Origin of the sequence: Pseudomonas orientalis, from assembly GCF_022807995.1 — a bacterium.
Lineage (GTDB): Bacteria > Pseudomonadota > Gammaproteobacteria > Pseudomonadales > Pseudomonadaceae > Aquipseudomonas > Aquipseudomonas orientalis_B.
Genome location: NZ_CP094351.1, coordinates 1,262,587 through 1,280,076, shown reverse-complemented (window position 1 = coordinate 1,280,076; position 17,490 = coordinate 1,262,587). Strand labels below are relative to the sequence as shown.

Below are 17,490 nucleotides of genomic sequence, written 5' to 3'. Positions count from 1 at the left end.
CGTCACATAAAGTTAATTTCCATTTAATTCAATAGGTTAAGCTTTTGTTTTCGGTATGGCACGACTCATGCTCTACACTTCCTGACGATTGCCTGAGACGCCTCAGGAGCCGTCAAGGCATTCGCTGCACAAGAAGAGCCGTTTAGCTGGCTTCATAAAAAAAACAAATGTCGAGGAAGTATTGATGCGCATCGTTCCCCATATCCTGGGCGCAGCTATCGCTGCTGCTCTGATCAGCACTCCAGTTTTCGCCGCCGAACTCACCGGCACGCTGAAGAAAATCAACGACTCCGGCACTATCACTCTCGCTCACCGCGACAGCTCCATCCCGTTTTCCTACATTGCGGATGGTTCGGGCAAGCCTGTCGGCTACTCCCACGACATTCAGCTGGCCGTCGTCGAAGCCCTGAAAAAAGACCTGAACAAGCCCGACCTGAAGGTCAAGTACAACCTGGTGACCTCGCAAACGCGCATTCCGCTGATCCAGAACGGCACCGCGGACCTTGAGTGTGGTTCCACCACCAACAACGCCGAACGCGCCCAGCAAGTTGATTTCACCACCAATATCTTCGAAATCGGCACCCGTCTGCTGGTCAAGAAAGACAAGGAAGGCAAGCCGTCCTACGCCGACTTTGCCGATCTGAAAGGCAAGAACGTCGTGACCACCGCCGGCACCACGTCCGAGCGCATCATCAAGGCGATGAACGCCGACAAGCAGATGGGCATGAACGTCATCTCCGCCAAAGACCACGGCGAATCCTTCCAGATGCTCGAAAGCGGCCGCGCCGTCGCGTTCATGATGGACGACGCCCTGCTGGCCGGTGAAGAAGCCAAGGCCAAGAAGCCGGACGACTGGGTCATCACCGGTACTCCGCAGTCCTTCGAAGCCTATGCGTGCATGGTCCGCAAGGGCGACCCGGACTTCAAGAAAGCTGTGGATGACGCCATTGTCGGCCTGTACAAGTCCGGCGAGATCAACAAGATCTACGCCAAGTGGTTCGAAAGCCCGATCCCACCGAAAGGCCTGAACCTGAACTTCCCGATGAGCGACAAGGTTAAAGAGCTGATCGCCAACCCGAGCGACAAACCAGCGCCAGAAGTAAAAATCTGATACCTGACTAAGCTTATCGCCTGAGGGAGCCTACCCTCCCTCAGGCGTCTGTTATTACCTGCTGGCTTTAACTTGGAACACTCGACCTGGCGGTTTTCGAGCCGATCGTGTGTGCCTGGCGTTCGACGTCAGGTGGGAAATGGCATTCCCCAAGCAGGTGCTTGTACATCGATCGATTTCGGGGGAGACCCTAATGAATTACAACTGGGACTGGGGCGTGTTCTTCAAGTCCACCGGCGTTGGCAGCGAGACGTATCTCGACTGGTACATCGCCGGCCTGGGCTGGACCATCGCCATCGCTGTCGTGGCATGGATTGTCGCCTTGCTGCTGGGCTCCATTCTGGGGGTCATGCGCACCGTACCGAACCGCCTCGTATCGGGCATCGCGACTTGCTACGTGGAACTGTTTCGTAACGTGCCGCTGCTGGTTCAGCTGTTTATCTGGTACTTCCTGGTACCCGATCTGCTGCCGCAGAACCTGCAGGACTGGTACAAGCAAGACCTGAACCCGACCACCTCGGCCTACCTGAGCGTCGTCGTGTGCCTGGGTCTGTTCACGGCGGCCCGTGTGTGCGAGCAAGTGCGCACCGGCATCCAGGCGCTGCCACGCGGCCAGGAATCCGCAGCCCGCGCCATGGGCTTCAAGCTGCCGCAGATCTACTGGAACGTGCTGCTGCCCCAAGCCTACCGCATCATCATTCCGCCGCTTACCTCCGAATTCCTCAACGTATTCAAGAACTCCTCCGTGGCGTCCCTGATCGGCTTGATGGAACTGCTGGCGCAAACCAAGCAGACCGCCGAGTTTTCGGCCAACCTGTTTGAAGCCTTCACCCTGGCCACGCTGATCTACTTCACCCTGAACATGAGCCTGATGCTGCTGATGCGCGTGGTCGAGAAGAAAGTCGCAGTGCCCGGCCTGATCTCCGTGGGGGGTAAATAATGGACTTCGATTTCAGCGGCATCATCCCCGCGATCCCGGGCCTGTGGAACGGCATGGTCATGACCTTGCAACTGATGGTCATGGGCGTGGTCGGTGGCATCATCCTGGGCACGATCCTCGCGCTGATGCGCCTGTCGTCCAGCAAGCTGCTGTCCCGTGTGGCCGGCGCCTATGTGAACTACTTCCGTTCGATCCCGCTGCTGCTGGTCATCACCTGGTTCTACCTGGCGGTGCCGTTCGTGCTGCGCTGGATCACCGGCGAAGACACGCCGATCGGCGCGTTCACCTCGTGCGTCGTGGCGTTCATGATGTTCGAAGCCGCGTACTTCTGTGAAATTGTGCGGGCCGGCGTGCAGTCGATCCCCAAGGGACAGATGGCAGCCGCTCAGGCGATGGGCATGACCTACGGCCAGACCATGCGCCTGATCATCCTGCCCCAGGCGTTCCGCAAGATGACGCCGCTGCTGCTGCAGCAGAGCATCATCCTGTTCCAGGACACTTCGCTGGTCTACACCGTGGGCCTGGTGGACTTCCTCAACTCCGCCCGCTCCAACGGCGACATCATCGGCCGCTCCAATGAGTTCCTGATCTTCGCCGGTGTGGTCTACTTCATCATCAGCTTTTCCGCCTCGCTGCTGGTCAAGCGTCTGCAAAAAAGGTTTGCCGTATGATCTCTATCAAGAACATCAACAAGTGGTATGGCGACTTCCAGGTGCTGACCGACTGCAGCACCGAAGTTAAAAAAGGCGAAGTGATCGTAGTGTGCGGGCCGTCGGGTTCAGGCAAATCCACGCTGATCAAGTGCGTCAACGCGCTGGAACCCTTCCAGAAGGGCGACGTTATCGTGGACGGCACCTCGATTGCCGACCCGAAGACCAACCTGCCGAAACTGCGCTCGCGCGTGGGCATGGTGTTCCAGCACTTCGAGCTGTTCCCGCACCTGACCATCACCGAAAACCTGACCATCGCGCAGATCAAGGTGCTCGGCCGCAGCAAGGAAGAAGCCACCCAGAAGGGTCTGCAACTGCTCGAGCGCGTAGGCCTGTCGGCCCATGCCCACAAGCATCCGGGCCAACTGTCCGGTGGTCAGCAGCAACGTGTGGCGATTGCCCGCGCCCTGGCCATGGACCCGATCGTCATGCTGTTCGACGAACCGACCTCGGCGCTGGACCCGGAAATGGTCAACGAAGTGCTCGACGTGATGGTGCAACTGGCCCAGGAAGGCATGACCATGATGTGCGTGACCCACGAAATGGGTTTTGCGCGCAAAGTGGCCGACCGCGTGATCTTCATGGACGCCGGCAAGATCATCGAAGACTGCCCGAAAGAAGAGTTCTTCGGCGACATCAGCGCCCGCTCCGAACGTGCGCAGCACTTCCTTGAGAAAATCCTGCAGCACTAAGTAAAGCTTCCCCTGCCGAAACCGGCCCAATGTGGGAGGGGGCTTGCCCCCGATAGCGGTGGATCAGTTAAAGGTGTACCGACTGACACACTGCTATCGGGGGCAAGCCCCCTCCCACAGTGGACCACACAGGCTGGCAGCGCTGGTTGACCCAAGGCATCTGTGATGAAATGCGACCCCAATCAATATCGCGCCGCGCCGCCATCACTTGCCGTGAAGCCTCGTCTGATACGCCAACTGTTCCTGCCGCCGCTGATCATCGCCCTGATGATCGGCCTGGGTTTTATCGGCTTCTGGGTCAGTGAGTACTACGGCATCCGCACCCTCAGCGACAACAGCGGACGCCAGTTGGAGCTGCATGCCCGCACCGTCGAAAGCGAACTGAGCAAATACACCTACCTGCCCAGCCTGCTCGAGCTGGAATCCAGTGTTTCCCTGCTCCTGGCCGATCCCACCCAGGAAACCCGCAAGACCGTCAACGATTACCTTGAAGGCCTGAATCGCCGCAGCCGCAGCCGGGCCATCTACGTGATGGACACCACCGGACGGGTGCTGGCCACCAGTAACTGGCGCGACGCCGACAGTTACCAGGGTGAAGACCTGTCCTTTCGCGCCTATTTCCAGAACGCCGTACGCGGCCAACCCGGTCGTTTCTACGGCATCGGCAGCACCAACGGCGAACCCGGCTACTACCTGGCCCACGGCCTGGAAGAGCACGGCAAGATCATCGGCGTCGCCGTGGTCAAGGTCCGCCTGGAAGCGCTTGAGGAGCGCTGGCAACGCGCGCGCCTTGAAGCCTTTGTCAGCGATGAAAACGGCATCATCATTCTGTCCAGTGACCCGGCACGTCGCCTCAAGGCGGTGCGGCCCCTGAGCGATGACACCCGGGACCGCCTGGCCCACAGTCTGCAATATTACTGGGCGACCCTGAGCGCGCTGGAGCCCCTGGCCCGCGAACGCTTGAACGAAGGCAGCGAAAAACTGACCTTCCCGGCCAACAGCGAAGTGGTCAGCGACAAGCACGAAGTCAGCTACCTGGCACAAACCCGGCCGTTGAATGACACGCCGTGGAATTTCACCCTGCTCACCCCGCTCAATGATCTGCGCCGCGCCGCGATCAATCAGGGCATTCTGGTCGCCGTCGCGTTCGGCCTGGTCGCGTTTTTGCTGATTGCCTGGAACGAGCGGCGCAAGGTCATCGCCACCCGCCTTGCCGCACGGGAAGCATTGCAGGAAGCCAACAGCCAGTTGGAACGCCGGATTGCCGACCGCACCGCCGACCTGCGCGCCAGCAATGAACGGCTCAAGGGCCAGATCCGCGAACGGCGCCAGGCCGAAGAGACCCTGCGCCACGCCCAGGACGAACTGGTGCAGGCCGGCAAACTCGCGGCGATCGGCCAGATGTCCACCAGCATCGCCCACGAATTGAACCAACCCCTGGCCGCGCTGCGCACCTTGTCCGGCAACACCGTGCGCTTCCTCGAGCGCGGGGCCCTGGACACCGCGAGCGCCAACCTCAAGACCATCAACGAACTGATCGACCGCATGGGCCGCATCACCGCCAGCCTGCGCTCGTTTGCCCGGCGCGGTGACGGCCAGGGCGAGGCGAGCCTGGCCAAGGCCGTGGACGCTGCGTTCCAGGTGCTCGGCGCGCGCCTGGACACCCTGCCCCTGGCCGTGCACCGTGAGTTCGCCAATGCCCAACTGCAGATCGACCAGACGCGCCTGGAGCAGATCCTGGTCAACCTGATCGGTAACGCCCTTGATGCGATGCAGGCGCAACCGGTGCCGCAGCTGTGGCTGGAAGGCCAGCACGCCGAGGGCAAATATCGCCTGCGGGTGCGCGATAATGGCCACGGCATCGACCCCGAAGCCCGCAAGCATCTGTTCGAACCGTTCTTTACCACCAAACCCGGCGAGCAAGGCCTGGGCCTGGGCCTTACTTTGTCTGCAAGCCTTGCGGCCGCCACCGGCGGCAGCCTGGCGGTGGAACATCCGGCCAGTGGTGGTACCGCGTTTGTCCTGAACCTGCCGTTGGCGGGCGCTGAAAAAGTTGAGTCGACATGAATATGCAAGCCCAAGACCTCACTGTCCTGATCGTCGAAGATGACCCCCATGTGCTGCTGGGTTGCCAGCAGGCCCTGGCGCTGGAAGACATTCCCAGCGTTGGCGTGGGCAGCGCCGAAGAAGCGCTGACGCACATCGGCGAGAACTTCGCCGGCATTGTCGTGAGCGATATCCGCCTGCCGGGCATCGACGGGCTGGAGCTGCTGACCCGCCTCAAGGCCTTGGATAAAAGCCTGCCGGTGGTGCTGATCACAGGGCATGGCGACATCTCCATGGCCGTCGGCGCCATGCGCAACGGCGCCTACGATTTCATGGAAAAACCCTTCTCCCCCGAGCGTCTGGTGGAGGTTGCCAGGCGTGCCCTGGAACAGCGCGGGCTGGCGCGGGAGGTCTGGTCGCTGCGCCGCCAGTTGGCCGAGCGCGATTCATTGGAAGGCCGCATCATCGGACGCTCGCCGGCGATGCAAAACCTGCGCGAACTGATCGCCAACGTTGCCGACACCTCGGCCAATGTGCTGATCGAAGGTGAAACCGGCACCGGCAAGGAGCTGGTCGCGCGTTGCCTGCATGATTTCAGCCGGCGCCATTCCCACCAGTTCGTCGCACTGAACTGCGGTGGGCTGCCGGAGAACCTGTTCGAAAGCGAGATATTCGGTCACGAAGCCAACGCCTTCACGGGCGCCGGCAAGCGTCGCATCGGCAAGATCGAGCACGCCCATGAGGGCACGCTGTTTCTCGATGAAGTGGAAAGCATGCCGATCAACCTGCAGATCAAACTGTTGCGGGTGCTGCAGGAACGCACCCTCGAGCGCCTGGGCTCGAACCAGAGCGTGGCCGTGGACTGCCGGGTGATTGCCGCCACCAAGTCCGACCTGGACGAACTGAGCCGCGCCAGCCAGTTCCGCAGCGACCTGTACTACCGGCTCAATGTAGTCACCCTGGAACTGCCGCCCCTGCGCGAGCGCCGTGAAGACATCCTGCAGTTGTTCGAACACTTCCTGCAGCAATCCTCACTGCGCTTCGACCGCACCGCGCCGGAGCTGGACAACCAGACCCTGTCGAGCCTGATGAGCCATGATTGGCCGGGCAACGTGCGCGAACTGCGCAACGTCGCCGAACGCTTCGCCCTGGGCCTGCCCGCCTTCAAGAAAAGCGGTACGGGTAGCAGCACCCAGGGCCTGGCCTTTACCGAAGCGGTGGAAGCCTTCGAGCGCAACCTGCTCAACGATGCCCTGCAACGCAGCGGCGGCAACCTGACCCAGGCCAGTCAGGAACTGGGAATGGCCAAGACCACGCTGTTCGACAAGGTCAAGAAATACGGGTTGAGTCACTGATGGATCTATTTCTCAAAGCCGCGCTTGGCGCCGCGGTAGTGCTGATACTGGCGGCGCTGGCCAAGACCAGAAATTATTACATCGCAGGCCTGGTGCCGCTGTTTCCCACCTTTGCGCTGATCGCCCACTACATCGTCGGCAAAGGCCGCTCGGTGGAGGATTTGAAGACCACGATACTGTTCGGGATGTGGTCGATCATTCCGTACTTTGTGTATCTGGCGACATTGTATGTGCTGGTGGATCGGATGCGGTTGGAAGCATCACTTGCAGTCGCCGCAGTCGCTTGGTTGATGGCGGCAACGGTGCTGGTCAGCGTGTGGGTACGCCTCCACACCTGACACACCGCAGTCCAAATGTGGGAGGGGGCTTGCCCCCTCCCACATTTTCAACCACATTCTGTCAGCGAACTATTTTGTCGACCTGGATGCCCAGCTTCTTCAGGCGATACCAGAAGCTCCTCTCCGAGATCCCGATCTTCGCCGCAGCCGCAGCCTGCACCCCATTGCTCTCCTGCAAGGCCGCCAGAATATAAGCCTTCTCCACCTCCGCCAGCGCCGCATCCAGATCCTGCGGCAAACCCGGCCCATCACTCAGGATTGCCGCCGTGCCAGCCTCGGCGGGCCTGGAGGCAAACAGATACCCCGGCAAATCGATATCCTCGATCACCGGCGAAGCCGCCACAATGGTTGCCCGCTCCACGCAGTTTTGCAGCTCGCGGATATTGCCCGGCCAGTGATACGCCGCCATCGCCTGCAAGGCTTCGGGGCTGAACCCGCTGATGCGTTTGCCGGCCGTCGCGCTGAGGGTGTGGGCGAAGTGCCGGGCCAGGGGCGCGATATCTTCCACGCGATCGCGCAGGGCCGGCAAAGGGATCGGGAAGACATTCAGGCGGTAATACAGGTCCTCGCGAAACTCCTTGTTGGCCACGGCGTCCAGCAGATTCTTGTTGGTGGCGGCGATCACCCGCACGTCCACCTTGCGTTCGCGGGGGTCGCCCACCGGCTCGATAACCCGCTCCTGCAAGGCGCGCAGGATCTTGGCCTGCAAGGCCAACGGCATATCACCGACCTCATCGAGGAACAGCGTGCCCTTGTCGGCCTGCATGAAGCGCCCTACCCGGTCGGCCACGGCGCCGGTGAACGCGCCCTTGCGATGACCGAACATCTCACTTTCCAGCAAGCCTTCAGGAATCGCCGCGCAATTGACCGCCACGAACGGCTGGTCGGCACGGCTACCATGCTTGTGAATGGCACGCGCGACCATTTCCTTGCCGGTACCGCTTTCGCCGGTCAGCAGGATAGTTGCACTGCTGTCGCGCACCGAGTCTACCGCTTGCAGCACTTTGCGAAACGCCGGGCTGTCGCCCACCAGGCTGTCGAACTGCGCATGTTCATCCAGCTCGGCGCGCAGGCGCGCGTTGTCGCGCATGATGTCGCGAAACTGCAGGGCCTTGGCCACGGTGATGTCCAGCTCGTCGATATCGAACGGCTTGGCAATGTAGTCGTAGGCGCCATTGCGCATCGATTGCACGGCATTTTTCACCGTGCTGTAGGCCGTCATCACGATCACCGGCACCTGCGGATAACGCTGTTTGATCTCGGCCAGCAACGCCGGCCCGTCCATCCCCGGCATGCGCCAGTCGCTGATGACCAGGTCGATGGCTTCCTGCTCCAGCACCTTGAGCGCGTGCAGGCCATTGCCTGCGGTAAACACCTGGATGCCGCTCTGGCTCAGGGCGGACGACAGCAGGTCACAGAGCTTGGGCTCGTCGTCGACCACCAATACGTTATGCGTCATGCCCGTCCCCATCCTCGCCGTCGTCTTCACCGTTAGCCGGAATGTACAGGTTGAAGGTGGCGCCGGCATCTTTCTCGGTGGCGCACTCGATGCTGCCGTCGTGACTCTCCATGATCGAATAGACTTTGGCCAGTCCCAGGCCCGTGCCCGAGGCCTTGGTGGTGACGAACGGCGTGAAGATGCGCTCGACCATGTCCGCCGGAATACCTTCGCCGGTATCGGCGATGCTGATCACGGTGTTGTCGCCCGCGCTGCGGATACCCAGGGTGAGGCGCCCGCCGTCGGGCATTGCGTCGATGGCGTTGAGAATCAGGTTGAGGCAGGCCTGCTTGAGCTGCTTGGCGTCCGCGTAGATCGTGGCGTCGGGCGCCTGGTCGTCAATCTGTGCGTCGATGTTGTGGATGCTCAACTCCGGGCTGCAGAATCCAAGGATTTCTTCCACCAGGGCGCGTGCCGGCTGCAGGACGCGCATCGGCGGATTGGGCTTGGCAAAGTCGAGAAATTCGGTGATCAGTTCGTTGATCCGGCTGACCTCGCTGATGACGTACTCCAGGTGGCGCTTGTCGGTGTCCGGCAAGTCGGCGCGACGGTGCAGCAGTTGGGTGGCGGTCTTGATGATGCCCAACGGGTTGCGGATTTCATGGGCCAGGCCCATGGCAACTTCACCCAGGGCATGCAGGCGATCACGCCGGCGTAGCTGGGCTTCCAGATGATGCAATTCGCCCAGGCGTTCCGTCATGTGGTTGAACGTGCTGCTCAGTTGCGCCAGCTCGTCGCCGCCGCTGACCACGACACGGTGCGTGTAGTTGCCCGAAATCACCGCGTTCACGCCCTGGGACAAGTCGCGCAGGGGCTGGGTCAGGCGTCGCGACACCCACATGCCCGCGGCCAGCGACAGCGCCGAGCTGACCAGGAAAATCAGCATGAACAAATTGCTCTGGTTCACCAGCCCCACCAGGCTCGTGTGGCGCAGCAGGCCGCTGAAGATCACGCCTTGCAGCTCGCCGGCGTCGTTGAATATCGGCCAGTACAAACCGCTGTACTGATTGGTGAACTGCTCGCTCGGCTGCCGCGTGGTGCGCATCTCGGCTTCGACGTCCTTGGGAATGCGCGACGGGTGGTTTTCAAAGCGCTGAGTCGAAAATATCTCGGAAAACCCCGACGGGTTGGCCAAGTACAAACGCAGGTCGAGGGAATGCACATCGGCGACGCTGGTGAGGAAGCTGCTGTCCAGGTAAGTGGCCACCAGCAGCAGATAATCGACCCCATCGCGGTTGGTCTCGAAGGTCGACACCACCAGGCCGGTGCTCACGCCGGCGACCTGTACCGTCTGCAACACCGCATTGCTGGTCAGGCTGATCTGCTTGACGATGTCGTCGGCGGCGGTGCTGAACAGCACCTTGTGATCACTGGTACGAATCAGCGCCACCACATCGATGTCGGTGGCACTGGCGATGTCGGCGGTGAGCCGGTCATGCCGTTCGGCCTGCCTGGATGAGGGCGGGCTGGTGTAGCGCAGGAACAGCTTGGCCATGCGCGCGTTGTCGTGAAGGATGTCGCCGATCTCGTCCTTGACGATCTTGGTCGACTCCTGAAGCCAGATACGCACGTTGCTGTCGAAAATCTGCGACAACGTGGTGGCGGCCAGTTCCGCCGCGATCATGGTCGGAATGACGCTGACCAGCCAGAAGGCCAGCACCAGCTTGCGCTGCACGCTCCAGCGCGAAATGGCAAAGGGCCGGGCTTTCTGGCGGGTCTTGGTAATCATCAGGTTTCGCTTATCGCAGCAGCCATGGCAGGGTCGGAACGGTCCGGTCGGATAAACACTTTTACAAGCTTGAGCAGGCCGTTGACCAGCCGGTTGCGGTGGCGGAAAAACAGGCTGTTGCCCTGAAACTCGCACCCCAGGCGCAGTTTACTGGCATATCCGGCCTGGCCGCATTCGTACAGCGCAATATTGTGCTGGATACAGTAGTCGACATTGGTCAGCCAGCTGCGGAAGTACAGGTTGTATTCACGGCTGAACGCGATGTCATGCCCGAAAAACTTGTCGATCAGCCGATGCTCGTCGAGCAGGATCAGGTTGAATGCCACCAGGTGTTCGTCCACCCAGTAAAGTACACACACCGCACGCGCTTGCAGTTGTTCGAGAATCCCCGTGAAGTAGCCGGCGGGCAGGCGTTCGAACTGCAAGTCCGCACGCGTGAGCGTGGCTTCATAGAGGCGCATCACCTCGGGCAGCACATCATCGATGTTGTGCCGCCACTCCACCCGTGGTCCGGGCGCGCGCAGTTTGCGGCGCAGGTCTTTGCGCGTCGATTTACCCAGGGAGCCCAGGTAGGCGTCCACCGAACCATAGGGCACCGGCAATACGCCGGTGGGCAGACTCGGCATGCTTTGAAAACCTGCGGCGCGACAACTCTGGGCCCAGTGCGAGTCGTGGGTCGGTGCGTCCTTGACCGCCAGCAGGCCGATGCCGAACCCGTCGGCATCGCGGCGCGCCGCAATGAGCAATTGCTGGAGCAACAGCGGCCTGCGCCCCTCGGGCACGTGGCTGGCAATACCCGCGTCACAACGCTCGGCCACCGGCGAGCCGATCGCGTACAGGGCCAACTGCAAAGCGCCCGGCCACAGGCGTTGCAAGCGCTCGGACAAGCGCTTGCCGACCCCGGACACGGTGGTGTCCAGGCGATAATGGGTAACGAACGCGACCGCTACGGCCACCAGCGTCTGATGTTCGTAGACGGCCAGGTAACGCCACTGGAAGTCATTGATCGCGGCATTTTCCACGGCAAGGTAATAGTCCCAGTCCTCCAGGGCACCGGGGAAACAGTCATTCCAGGCATCGCGCTGGATAGCCCGGATGGTCGGGTAGGCTTGGGTGGTTATCACAGTTTTTCCTTATCAACACCGCCCCTACTGTAGGAGCGAGCTTGCTCGCGAAAATCGCACAGAGACCGCGTTTAGCCTGGCAGTACGCGTTATCGTGAACGACCTTCGCGAGCAAGCTCGCTCCTACAGGTAAGCGAATCAGGCCACACGATTGAGATGCATCGAATGCCGCTCGACAAACTCGGCGCTCAACTCGATCACGCGCCGGTACTGCAAATCGACGGTGATCATGTGATAGCAGTTATCCAGCAGGATCTTGGTCACCGGGCCGCCGAGGTGGCGCTCCACGTAATCGGCGTTCCAGCGGCTGGTGATGTCGTCCTCGATGGAGTGCAGCACCAGCGCCGGGACCTTGATCGCCGGCATGCGCTTCTTGACCACGGCATTGAGACGATGCAACTCGCGCACGGTGATGCCTTCCATGGTCAACAACCCCGCCTCGCTGCTCGCGCCCTCCTTCATCTGCCGCTCGACGATGGCCCGCAGGCGTTCGTTCTTGATGCCGTAGGGCGGCTTCTCTTCGAAGCTGCAAACGTGCACGCCGAACGGAATCCTCATCAGCAACGGTGTGAGAAAGGCCAGCTTGTTGATGCTCCAACCGTCGTATTTCAAGGTGGTGGAATACATCAGCAGCCCGGCGACCTGCCCCGGGTGCTCGGCCGCCACGTACATCGACATCACCGCGCCCATGGACAAGCCGCCGACAAACACCTGTGCGTGACGCCGCTTGACCTGTACGAAGGTCTTGCGCACCCCTTCGTACCAGTCACGCCAGCCGGTGGCCTGCAGGTCACTGTTGTCGCCGCAGTGACCGGCCAGGGTGGGCACGTACACCGTGCAGTTGCCTGCCTTGACCAGCCCCCTGGCGACCTGGCGCAACTCGGTCGGAGTACCGGTCAGGCCGTGGATCAACAGGATCCCGACCGGACCCTCACCGAGAACGAAGCCGGCATCGCCTTCACCGAGGTCGATCTCGCCGGCACTCACCGCTTGGTCGCCCGTACCAGCAGTTGCTCGAGCAGCTTCAGGCCCAGTTCGATTTCCGGGTAGCTGATCTCCAGCGATGGTGCCAGGGTGATGACGTTCTTGTAGTAACCGCCCACGTCGAGGATCAGGCCGAGTTTCTGGCCATCGACCACCATGTCGCCCTTCATCCCTTCCTCGACCATGTAGTCCAGGGTCGCCTTGTCCGGGGTGAAGCCATCCGGCCCGCAGATTTCGCAGCGCAGCGCCAGGCCCAGGCCGTCGACATCGCCGATGATCGGGAAACGTTTCTGCAGGTCCTGCAAGCCCTCCAGGAAGAACTTGCCCTTGGCCATGACCATCGCGCCGTAATCGACTTCGTTGGTCATCTTGAACATTTCCAGGCCGACGGCAGTGCCCAGCGGGTTGGAGGCGAAGGTTGAGTGGGTCGAGCCTGGCGGGAACACCGTCGGGTTGATCAGCTCTTCACGGGCCCAGATGCCGCCCAGCGGGTTGAGGCCGTTGGTCAGCGCCTTGCCGAACACGATCACGTCCGGCTGCACGTCGAAGTGCTCGATCGACCAGAGTTTGCCGGTGCGGTAGAAGCCCATCTGGATTTCATCCGAGACCATCAGGATGCCGTGCTGATCGAGGACGTGCTTGAGTTCGCGATAGAAGTTCATCGGCGGGATCACGTAGCCGCCGGTGCCCTGGATCGGCTCCACATAGAACGCCGCGTATTCGCACTGGTTGGTTTTCGGGTCCCAGACGCCGTTGTATTCAGTCTCGAACAGGCGCGCGAATTGCTGCACGCAGTGGCTGCCGTATTCTTCCTTGGTCATGCCTTTCGGGCCACGGAAGTGGTACGGGAACGGAATGAAGTTGGCGCGCTCGCCAAAATGGCCATAGCGACGACGGTAGCGGAAGCTGGAGGTGATCGATGAGGCGCCGAGCGTACGGCCGTGGTAGCCGCCTTCGAAGGCGAACATCAGGCTCTTGCCATTGCTGGCGTTGCGCACCACCTTCAACGAGTCTTCAATCGATTGCGAACCGCCGACATTGAAGTGCACACGACCGTCGAGGCCGAATTTTTTCTTGGCATCGACCGCGATCATTTCCGACAGCTCGATCTTGCCTTTGTGCAGGTACTGACTGGCGATCTGCGGCAGGGTGTCGATCTGCTGTTTCAGCGCATTGTTCAGGCGCGGGTTGGCATAGCCGAAGTTGACGGCCGAGTACCACATCTGCAGGTCGAGGTAGGCCTGGTCTTCGGTATCCCACACGTAGGAGCCTTCGCAGCGGCTGAAAATACGCGGCGGCTCGATGTAGTGAACGGTGTCGCCGTAGGAGCAGTACTTGGCTTCTTTATCCAGAAGGATCTGGTCTTCGGCGGTGGCAATGCGGATATCAGACATGATGGAAGAGTTCCTGAGTGTCGGAAGAGGTGTTGAAAGTCGCGGCGTTGGCGGCGATGCCTTGCGGCAGTTGCGCCAGCAGGGCAGGCACCTCGGCAAAGGTGTCAAAGCGCGCATGGGGAATGCGGTGGGCGACGCAATACTCGGCGAGGCTGCCCTTGGCGAACACGAAGTCGGCGGTGGAGGCCACGCACATGTCGGACTTGCCATCGCCGATCACCAGCACGCGTTTGTTGCCCGGCGTGGACTTGCACTTGCAGTTGCCGGAGGCGGCGCGGCAGGCATCGCTGGCGTACGGAAAGTCGATGCGCCAGCTGTTCTGGTCGACCTGGCGCAGGCGGTTGGCGAGGATCGGCAGCAAGGTCACGTAGTTGCGCGACAGAATGCGTGCGATGCCCTGCTCGATGCCGTCGCTGACCACTTCGATGGTCGCGCCCAGGCCCATGACGTGATCGACGAAATCCGGGAAGTCCGGATCGATCTCGACGCTGTCGAAATACGCCAGCAGTTCACTGGGAGTGGCCTTGATCAGCGCCAGCTGGCGGCTCAGGCATTCGCGTGAACCGATATGCCCATCCAGCCATTGCTGTTCGATGGTTTCCCACTCGGGGCCGGCGAAGCGTTGGAGGACGTTGTCGATGACATCGGTGGGGGTGATGGTCCCGTCGAAGTCACACACGATATGCCATTGGTTCATTGCGTCTACCTTGGAAAGAGGCGCGCTGTATGCGCTTGCATCATCGGTAGAGCAGGGAGCGTGCCAATCGGCCAAAGCCCGGCAGGGCCGGGGTTCTGCCTGGATATGGCGAGGATATGGGTCCGGCAGGCTACAATTTTTGTAGCTTGCTACAAACAAGATGAGTGCTTGCGTGAGGGCCGGGGTCTGCGCGTTCATGCGCGCATGAACTCGTCAGGAAAGCGCGCCATGTCCAAACTCACGTCCGTTGTATTCGCAGGCATTTTCGGGGTGTGCGGCCTCTCCACCACCGCCTGGGCGCAAGGCATCAGCGGCGACGTGGGCGCCGGCCTCAGTTACCAGCCCCATGACCCGAGCGGCAGCCGCTACGAAACCCGCCCTGTCCCTTACCTGGACCTGGACTGGGGCAACGTGAGCCTGAGCACCGATGACGGCTTGACCTGGAGCGTGCTCAATACCCACGGGATTACCGCCGGGCCCTATATCAACTACCTCTCGGGGCGCACCTCCAATGGCGCGCTGCAAGGCATGCGCAATGTGTCGGACATGGCCGAGGTCGGCGGTTTCGTCCAGTACGCCCCGGCCGATTTCTGGCGGGTCTACGCGCAGTTGGGCCAGGCCGTGGGCGGTGGGCACACGCAGAGTGGCGCGCTCGGCAAGCTCGGCGGCGAACTCGGCTATCCGCTGGGTGGCGGGATTATCGGCAGCACCGGGCTGGTCGCGCATTTTGCCGATGCGCGCCAGGCCAATACCTTCTTCGGCGTGGACAACAACGAAGCCGCCGCCACGGGCTTTCGGCCCTACAACGCCAGCGGTGGCTTGCAGAACGTGGCGCTGAGCCAGAGCTTCGCGTTCCCGCTGGCGGCGCATTGGTCATTGCTGACCAGCGCCAGCTGGGTGCACCTGGTCGGCTCGGCGGCCAACAGCAGCATCGTCAGGCAGGCCGGCAGCGTCAACCAGCGCCAGGTGCAGACGGCGATCAGCTACACCTTCGATTAAAGCCTGCGCAAAAACGCTGCAGATCTGCCTGATATAAGGAGATCAAAATGTGGGAGGGGGCTTGCCCCCGATGAGGGAGTGTCAGTGAGTGCATCTGCGACTGACACACCGCCATCGGGGGCAAGCCCCCTCCCACATTTTTAACCGAGTTGGACATACCAGTCCGGTCAGTTCTCTTCTCCCTCCGCCAACAACGCAATGCCGGTCACAATCACCGCCACCCCCACCCAGTGCAAAACGCTGATGTGCTCCCCCAACCCCAGCCACGACCCCAGCAGCACCGCCACAAACACCAGCGAACTCAACGGAAAGGCCAGGGACAAACTGCTACGCCGCAGGATCAGCATCCACACAAAAAATGCGCCGAGATAACTGGCAATCGCCGCCAGAATCCCGGGGTTGCGCGCCACCTGCGTCAGCCACTGCCAGCTGAAATCCATCTGGCCCAATTGATCACCGGCCACCTTGGTAAACAATTGCCCGGCACTTTCCGTAGCGATCAACAGCGCCCACAGCACCAGCGTGCCAAGACGACCATGCAGCCAGCCCGTATCGATTGGTTGCGTACTCATGCCTGCCCCCCCGCAATCGCCACCAACATCACACCGAAGGTAATCACCAGCGTGCCCAGCCAGCGCCGTCGGCTGACGGGTTCCTTGAGCACTACCCTGCCCGCCAGCACCACCAGGCAATAGGCCAGCGCCGCCAGCGGAAACAGCAGGCTCAACGGCGCGCGGGACAAGGCCTCGAGCCAGACGAAAAACTCGATCACATAGGCCCCGACGCCGGCCCAGAGCAGCGGCGCATTGAACACCTGGCCCCAGAACGCGCGCAGGCGAAAACCGCCCTCGAGTTGCGGTAAACGGTCCACGCCCAGCTTGAAACACAACTGGCCAATCACATCGAGAACAATGGAAAACGCCAGCAACAGCACCACGGTCAGGGTCACGGGAACAGCTCCTCAAACAGGTCGATCAAGGCTTCATTGGTCGCCGCATTGCGCTGCAAATCCTGCGCGCTCCAACGCTCGGGCGGTGGCTGGTCGGACTTGGCCTCCCAGCGCTTGAAGGCGTTGCTGAACGCAGGCGCCGCGAACTCGCCGCACACGTCGATGCCAATGATGCGTTTACGCGCCGCCAACGCTCGCAAGGCCTGGAGCAAGTGGCTCAGGCGCATGCCGCCCTGGTCCCAATTGGTGGCGGCGTCTTCGCTGGCCAGTACGTCCTTGTCGATGGTGATCCAGATCGCTTCGGTGGGCAGGCCGGCGATCATCTGGTCGAGGAACGCCGCCCAGTCCAGCTGCGCCAGATTGCGCCAGTGCAGATGGTTTTCCTGCTGTTGGTGCCCGGCGCCGTCGCCGATCCGGCCCCAGACCTGCGACGGCGGGTGCTGCCAGGGAAACAGCTGCAATTGCCCGCGCTTGAGGGCGCCAAGGTTACCGCCGCGCAGTTGCGGCTTGTGCAGGTCGTCACTGCACGGCCCCAGGGTGACGATGCGTTTGATCGCCGGCATTTTCAGCGCGCGGTTGACCCACGACCCACAGTGACGCTTGGGCGCAAAACGCACCCAGTCGGGGTGGTTGTCGAAGTGGATCAGGCTGACGGGCTCCTTCAGGTCGGCCAGAAACGCCGGCGTGAGGTGGTGATAGTCGCCGGAGCCGACGAACAGGATTTCCGGGCGCGCATCGTTGGGCCGCGGCCGCTGGGCCAGGCGCTCGACGAAGCGTTTCCAGGTTTTTTCGGTGGACCACAGGCGCAGTTTCGGGCCCAGGTCCAGCAGGTCGAGGCGTGTAGCCCGGCCGCTGGCCAACCGCCGGGCAATCGGCGCCTGACCGGTGAGGCTGTGGTCGAGGTCAAGAATGTTCAAGGTAATG

The 17,490-nt window shown here is 61.6% G+C and carries 17 protein-coding genes; 8 read left to right on the top strand and 9 right to left on the bottom strand.

Translation table 11 applies throughout. The annotated features are described in order from the left end of the window. The first annotated feature begins 184 nt into the window (after nt 1–184). The 7 genes from MRY17_RS05490 to MRY17_RS05460 all read left to right on the top strand — a co-directional run bounded on the left by MRY17_RS05490 (nt 185) and on the right by MRY17_RS05460 (nt 7,192). The gene (locus tag MRY17_RS05490) at nt 185–1,111 is read left to right on the top strand and encodes a glutamate/aspartate ABC transporter substrate-binding protein (protein ID WP_057724779.1); all 927 of its coding nucleotides are present in this window, start codon (nt 185–187) and stop codon (nt 1,109–1,111) included. Nucleotides 1,112–1,304: 193 nt separating this feature from the next. Next, complete coding sequence (locus MRY17_RS05485; RefSeq protein WP_057724778.1) at nt 1,305–2,051, top strand: amino acid ABC transporter permease; 747 nt, start codon at nt 1,305–1,307, stop codon at nt 2,049–2,051. Next, entirely contained in the window at nt 2,051–2,722 is a 672-nt protein-coding gene (locus MRY17_RS05480; protein ID WP_046071144.1) for an amino acid ABC transporter permease, read from the top strand. Before MRY17_RS05485 ends, MRY17_RS05480 begins: the two co-directional genes overlap by 1 nt. Further along, nucleotides 2,719–3,453, top strand: coding sequence for an amino acid ABC transporter ATP-binding protein (locus MRY17_RS05475; RefSeq protein ID WP_124357250.1), 735 nt, complete (start codon nt 2,719–2,721; stop codon nt 3,451–3,453). The genes MRY17_RS05480 and MRY17_RS05475 overlap by 4 nt, the downstream gene beginning before the upstream one ends. Before the next feature lie 165 nt (nt 3,454–3,618). Next, nucleotides 3,619–5,520, top strand: a complete 1,902-nt coding sequence (locus MRY17_RS05470; RefSeq protein ID WP_181284154.1) for a sensor histidine kinase — start codon at nt 3,619–3,621, stop codon at nt 5,518–5,520. Beyond that, nucleotides 5,517–6,854 carry a sigma-54-dependent transcriptional regulator gene (locus tag MRY17_RS05465; RefSeq protein WP_057724776.1) on the top strand — a complete coding sequence of 446 codons (1,338 nt, stop codon included), beginning with the start codon at nt 5,517–5,519 and terminating at the stop codon, nt 6,852–6,854. The genes MRY17_RS05470 and MRY17_RS05465 overlap by 4 nt, the downstream gene beginning before the upstream one ends. Further along, complete coding sequence (locus tag MRY17_RS05460) at nt 6,854–7,192, top strand: GlpM family protein (RefSeq protein WP_057724775.1); 339 nt, start codon at nt 6,854–6,856, stop codon at nt 7,190–7,192. The genes MRY17_RS05465 and MRY17_RS05460 overlap by 1 nt, the downstream gene beginning before the upstream one ends. A 61-nt stretch (nt 7,193–7,253) precedes the next feature. On the opposite strand, the gene MRY17_RS05455 is transcribed toward MRY17_RS05460, so the two are convergent. The 6 genes from MRY17_RS05455 to MRY17_RS05430 form a co-directional block, all read right to left on the bottom strand. Next, nucleotides 7,254–8,651, bottom strand: coding sequence for a sigma-54-dependent transcriptional regulator (locus MRY17_RS05455; protein WP_181284155.1), 1,398 nt, complete (start codon nt 8,649–8,651; stop codon nt 7,254–7,256). Next, nucleotides 8,641–10,419: a sensor histidine kinase gene (locus tag MRY17_RS05450; protein WP_181284156.1), complete on the bottom strand. Its 1,779-nt coding sequence runs from the start codon at nt 10,417–10,419 to the stop codon at nt 8,641–8,643. Before MRY17_RS05450 ends, MRY17_RS05455 begins: the two co-directional genes overlap by 11 nt. Next, the gene (locus MRY17_RS05445) at nt 10,419–11,543 is read right to left on the bottom strand and encodes a GNAT family N-acetyltransferase (protein ID WP_243353405.1); all 1,125 of its coding nucleotides are present in this window, start codon (nt 11,541–11,543) and stop codon (nt 10,419–10,421) included. The genes MRY17_RS05450 and MRY17_RS05445 overlap by 1 nt, the downstream gene beginning before the upstream one ends. Before the next feature lie 138 nt (nt 11,544–11,681). Continuing rightward, complete coding sequence (locus tag MRY17_RS05440; RefSeq protein WP_181284158.1) at nt 11,682–12,530, bottom strand: alpha/beta hydrolase; 849 nt, start codon at nt 12,528–12,530, stop codon at nt 11,682–11,684. After that, a complete protein-coding gene (locus MRY17_RS05435) occupies nt 12,527–13,921 on the bottom strand; it encodes an aspartate aminotransferase family protein (RefSeq protein WP_181284159.1) in 1,395 nt (464 codons plus the stop codon). Before MRY17_RS05435 ends, MRY17_RS05440 begins: the two co-directional genes overlap by 4 nt. After that, a complete protein-coding gene (locus MRY17_RS05430) occupies nt 13,914–14,618 on the bottom strand; it encodes an MtnX-like HAD-IB family phosphatase (protein WP_181284160.1) in 705 nt (234 codons plus the stop codon). Before MRY17_RS05430 ends, MRY17_RS05435 begins: the two co-directional genes overlap by 8 nt. A gap of 228 nt (nt 14,619–14,846) precedes the next feature. On the opposite strand from MRY17_RS05430, the gene MRY17_RS05425 reads away from it, so the two are divergent. Continuing rightward, a complete protein-coding gene (locus tag MRY17_RS05425) occupies nt 14,847–15,617 on the top strand; it encodes a MipA/OmpV family protein (RefSeq protein ID WP_243353404.1) in 771 nt (256 codons plus the stop codon). Nucleotides 15,618–15,784: 167 nt separating this feature from the next. Here the strand turns inward: MRY17_RS05425 and MRY17_RS05420 are convergent, their stop codons facing one another. The 3 genes from MRY17_RS05420 to MRY17_RS05410 are packed head-to-tail and all read right to left on the bottom strand — an operon-like array spanning nt 15,785 to nt 17,483. Further along, on the bottom strand, nt 15,785–16,189 hold the full coding sequence (locus tag MRY17_RS05420) for an EamA family transporter (RefSeq protein WP_243353403.1): 405 nt from the start codon (nt 16,187–16,189) through the stop codon (nt 15,785–15,787). Next, nucleotides 16,186–16,566 (bottom strand): EamA family transporter, encoded by a 381-nt coding sequence (locus MRY17_RS05415; RefSeq protein ID WP_181284163.1) that lies wholly within the window; start codon nt 16,564–16,566, stop codon nt 16,186–16,188. Before MRY17_RS05415 ends, MRY17_RS05420 begins: the two co-directional genes overlap by 4 nt. Beyond that, a complete protein-coding gene (locus MRY17_RS05410) occupies nt 16,563–17,483 on the bottom strand; it encodes an arginase (protein WP_181284164.1) in 921 nt (306 codons plus the stop codon). Before MRY17_RS05410 ends, MRY17_RS05415 begins: the two co-directional genes overlap by 4 nt. Nucleotides 17,484–17,490: the final 7 nt, after the last annotated feature.

Coding starts and splice junctions, on each gene's coding strand:
- MRY17_RS05460 (WP_057724775.1), top strand. CDS start 6,854: ATGGATCTATTTCTCAAAGCCGCGCTTGGCGCCGCGGTAGTGCTGATA.
- MRY17_RS05425 (WP_243353404.1), top strand. CDS start 14,847: ATGTCCAAACTCACGTCCGTTGTATTCGCAGGCATTTTCGGGGTGTGC.
- MRY17_RS05485 (WP_057724778.1), top strand. CDS start 1,305: ATGAATTACAACTGGGACTGGGGCGTGTTCTTCAAGTCCACCGGCGTT.
- MRY17_RS05455 (WP_181284155.1), bottom strand. CDS start 8,651: ATGACGCATAACGTATTGGTGGTCGACGACGAGCCCAAGCTCTGTGAC.
- MRY17_RS05475 (WP_124357250.1), top strand. CDS start 2,719: ATGATCTCTATCAAGAACATCAACAAGTGGTATGGCGACTTCCAGGTG.
- MRY17_RS05435 (WP_181284159.1), bottom strand. CDS start 13,921: ATGTCTGATATCCGCATTGCCACCGCCGAAGACCAGATCCTTCTGGAT.
- MRY17_RS05430 (WP_181284160.1), bottom strand. CDS start 14,618: ATGAACCAATGGCATATCGTGTGTGACTTCGACGGGACCATCACCCCC.
- MRY17_RS05420 (WP_243353403.1), bottom strand. CDS start 16,189: ATGAGTACGCAACCAATCGATACGGGCTGGCTGCATGGTCGTCTTGGC.
- MRY17_RS05480 (WP_046071144.1), top strand. CDS start 2,051: ATGGACTTCGATTTCAGCGGCATCATCCCCGCGATCCCGGGCCTGTGG.
- MRY17_RS05465 (WP_057724776.1), top strand. CDS start 5,517: ATGAATATGCAAGCCCAAGACCTCACTGTCCTGATCGTCGAAGATGAC.
- MRY17_RS05470 (WP_181284154.1), top strand. CDS start 3,619: ATGAAATGCGACCCCAATCAATATCGCGCCGCGCCGCCATCACTTGCC.
- MRY17_RS05490 (WP_057724779.1), top strand. CDS start 185: ATGCGCATCGTTCCCCATATCCTGGGCGCAGCTATCGCTGCTGCTCTG.
- MRY17_RS05450 (WP_181284156.1), bottom strand. CDS start 10,419: ATGATTACCAAGACCCGCCAGAAAGCCCGGCCCTTTGCCATTTCGCGC.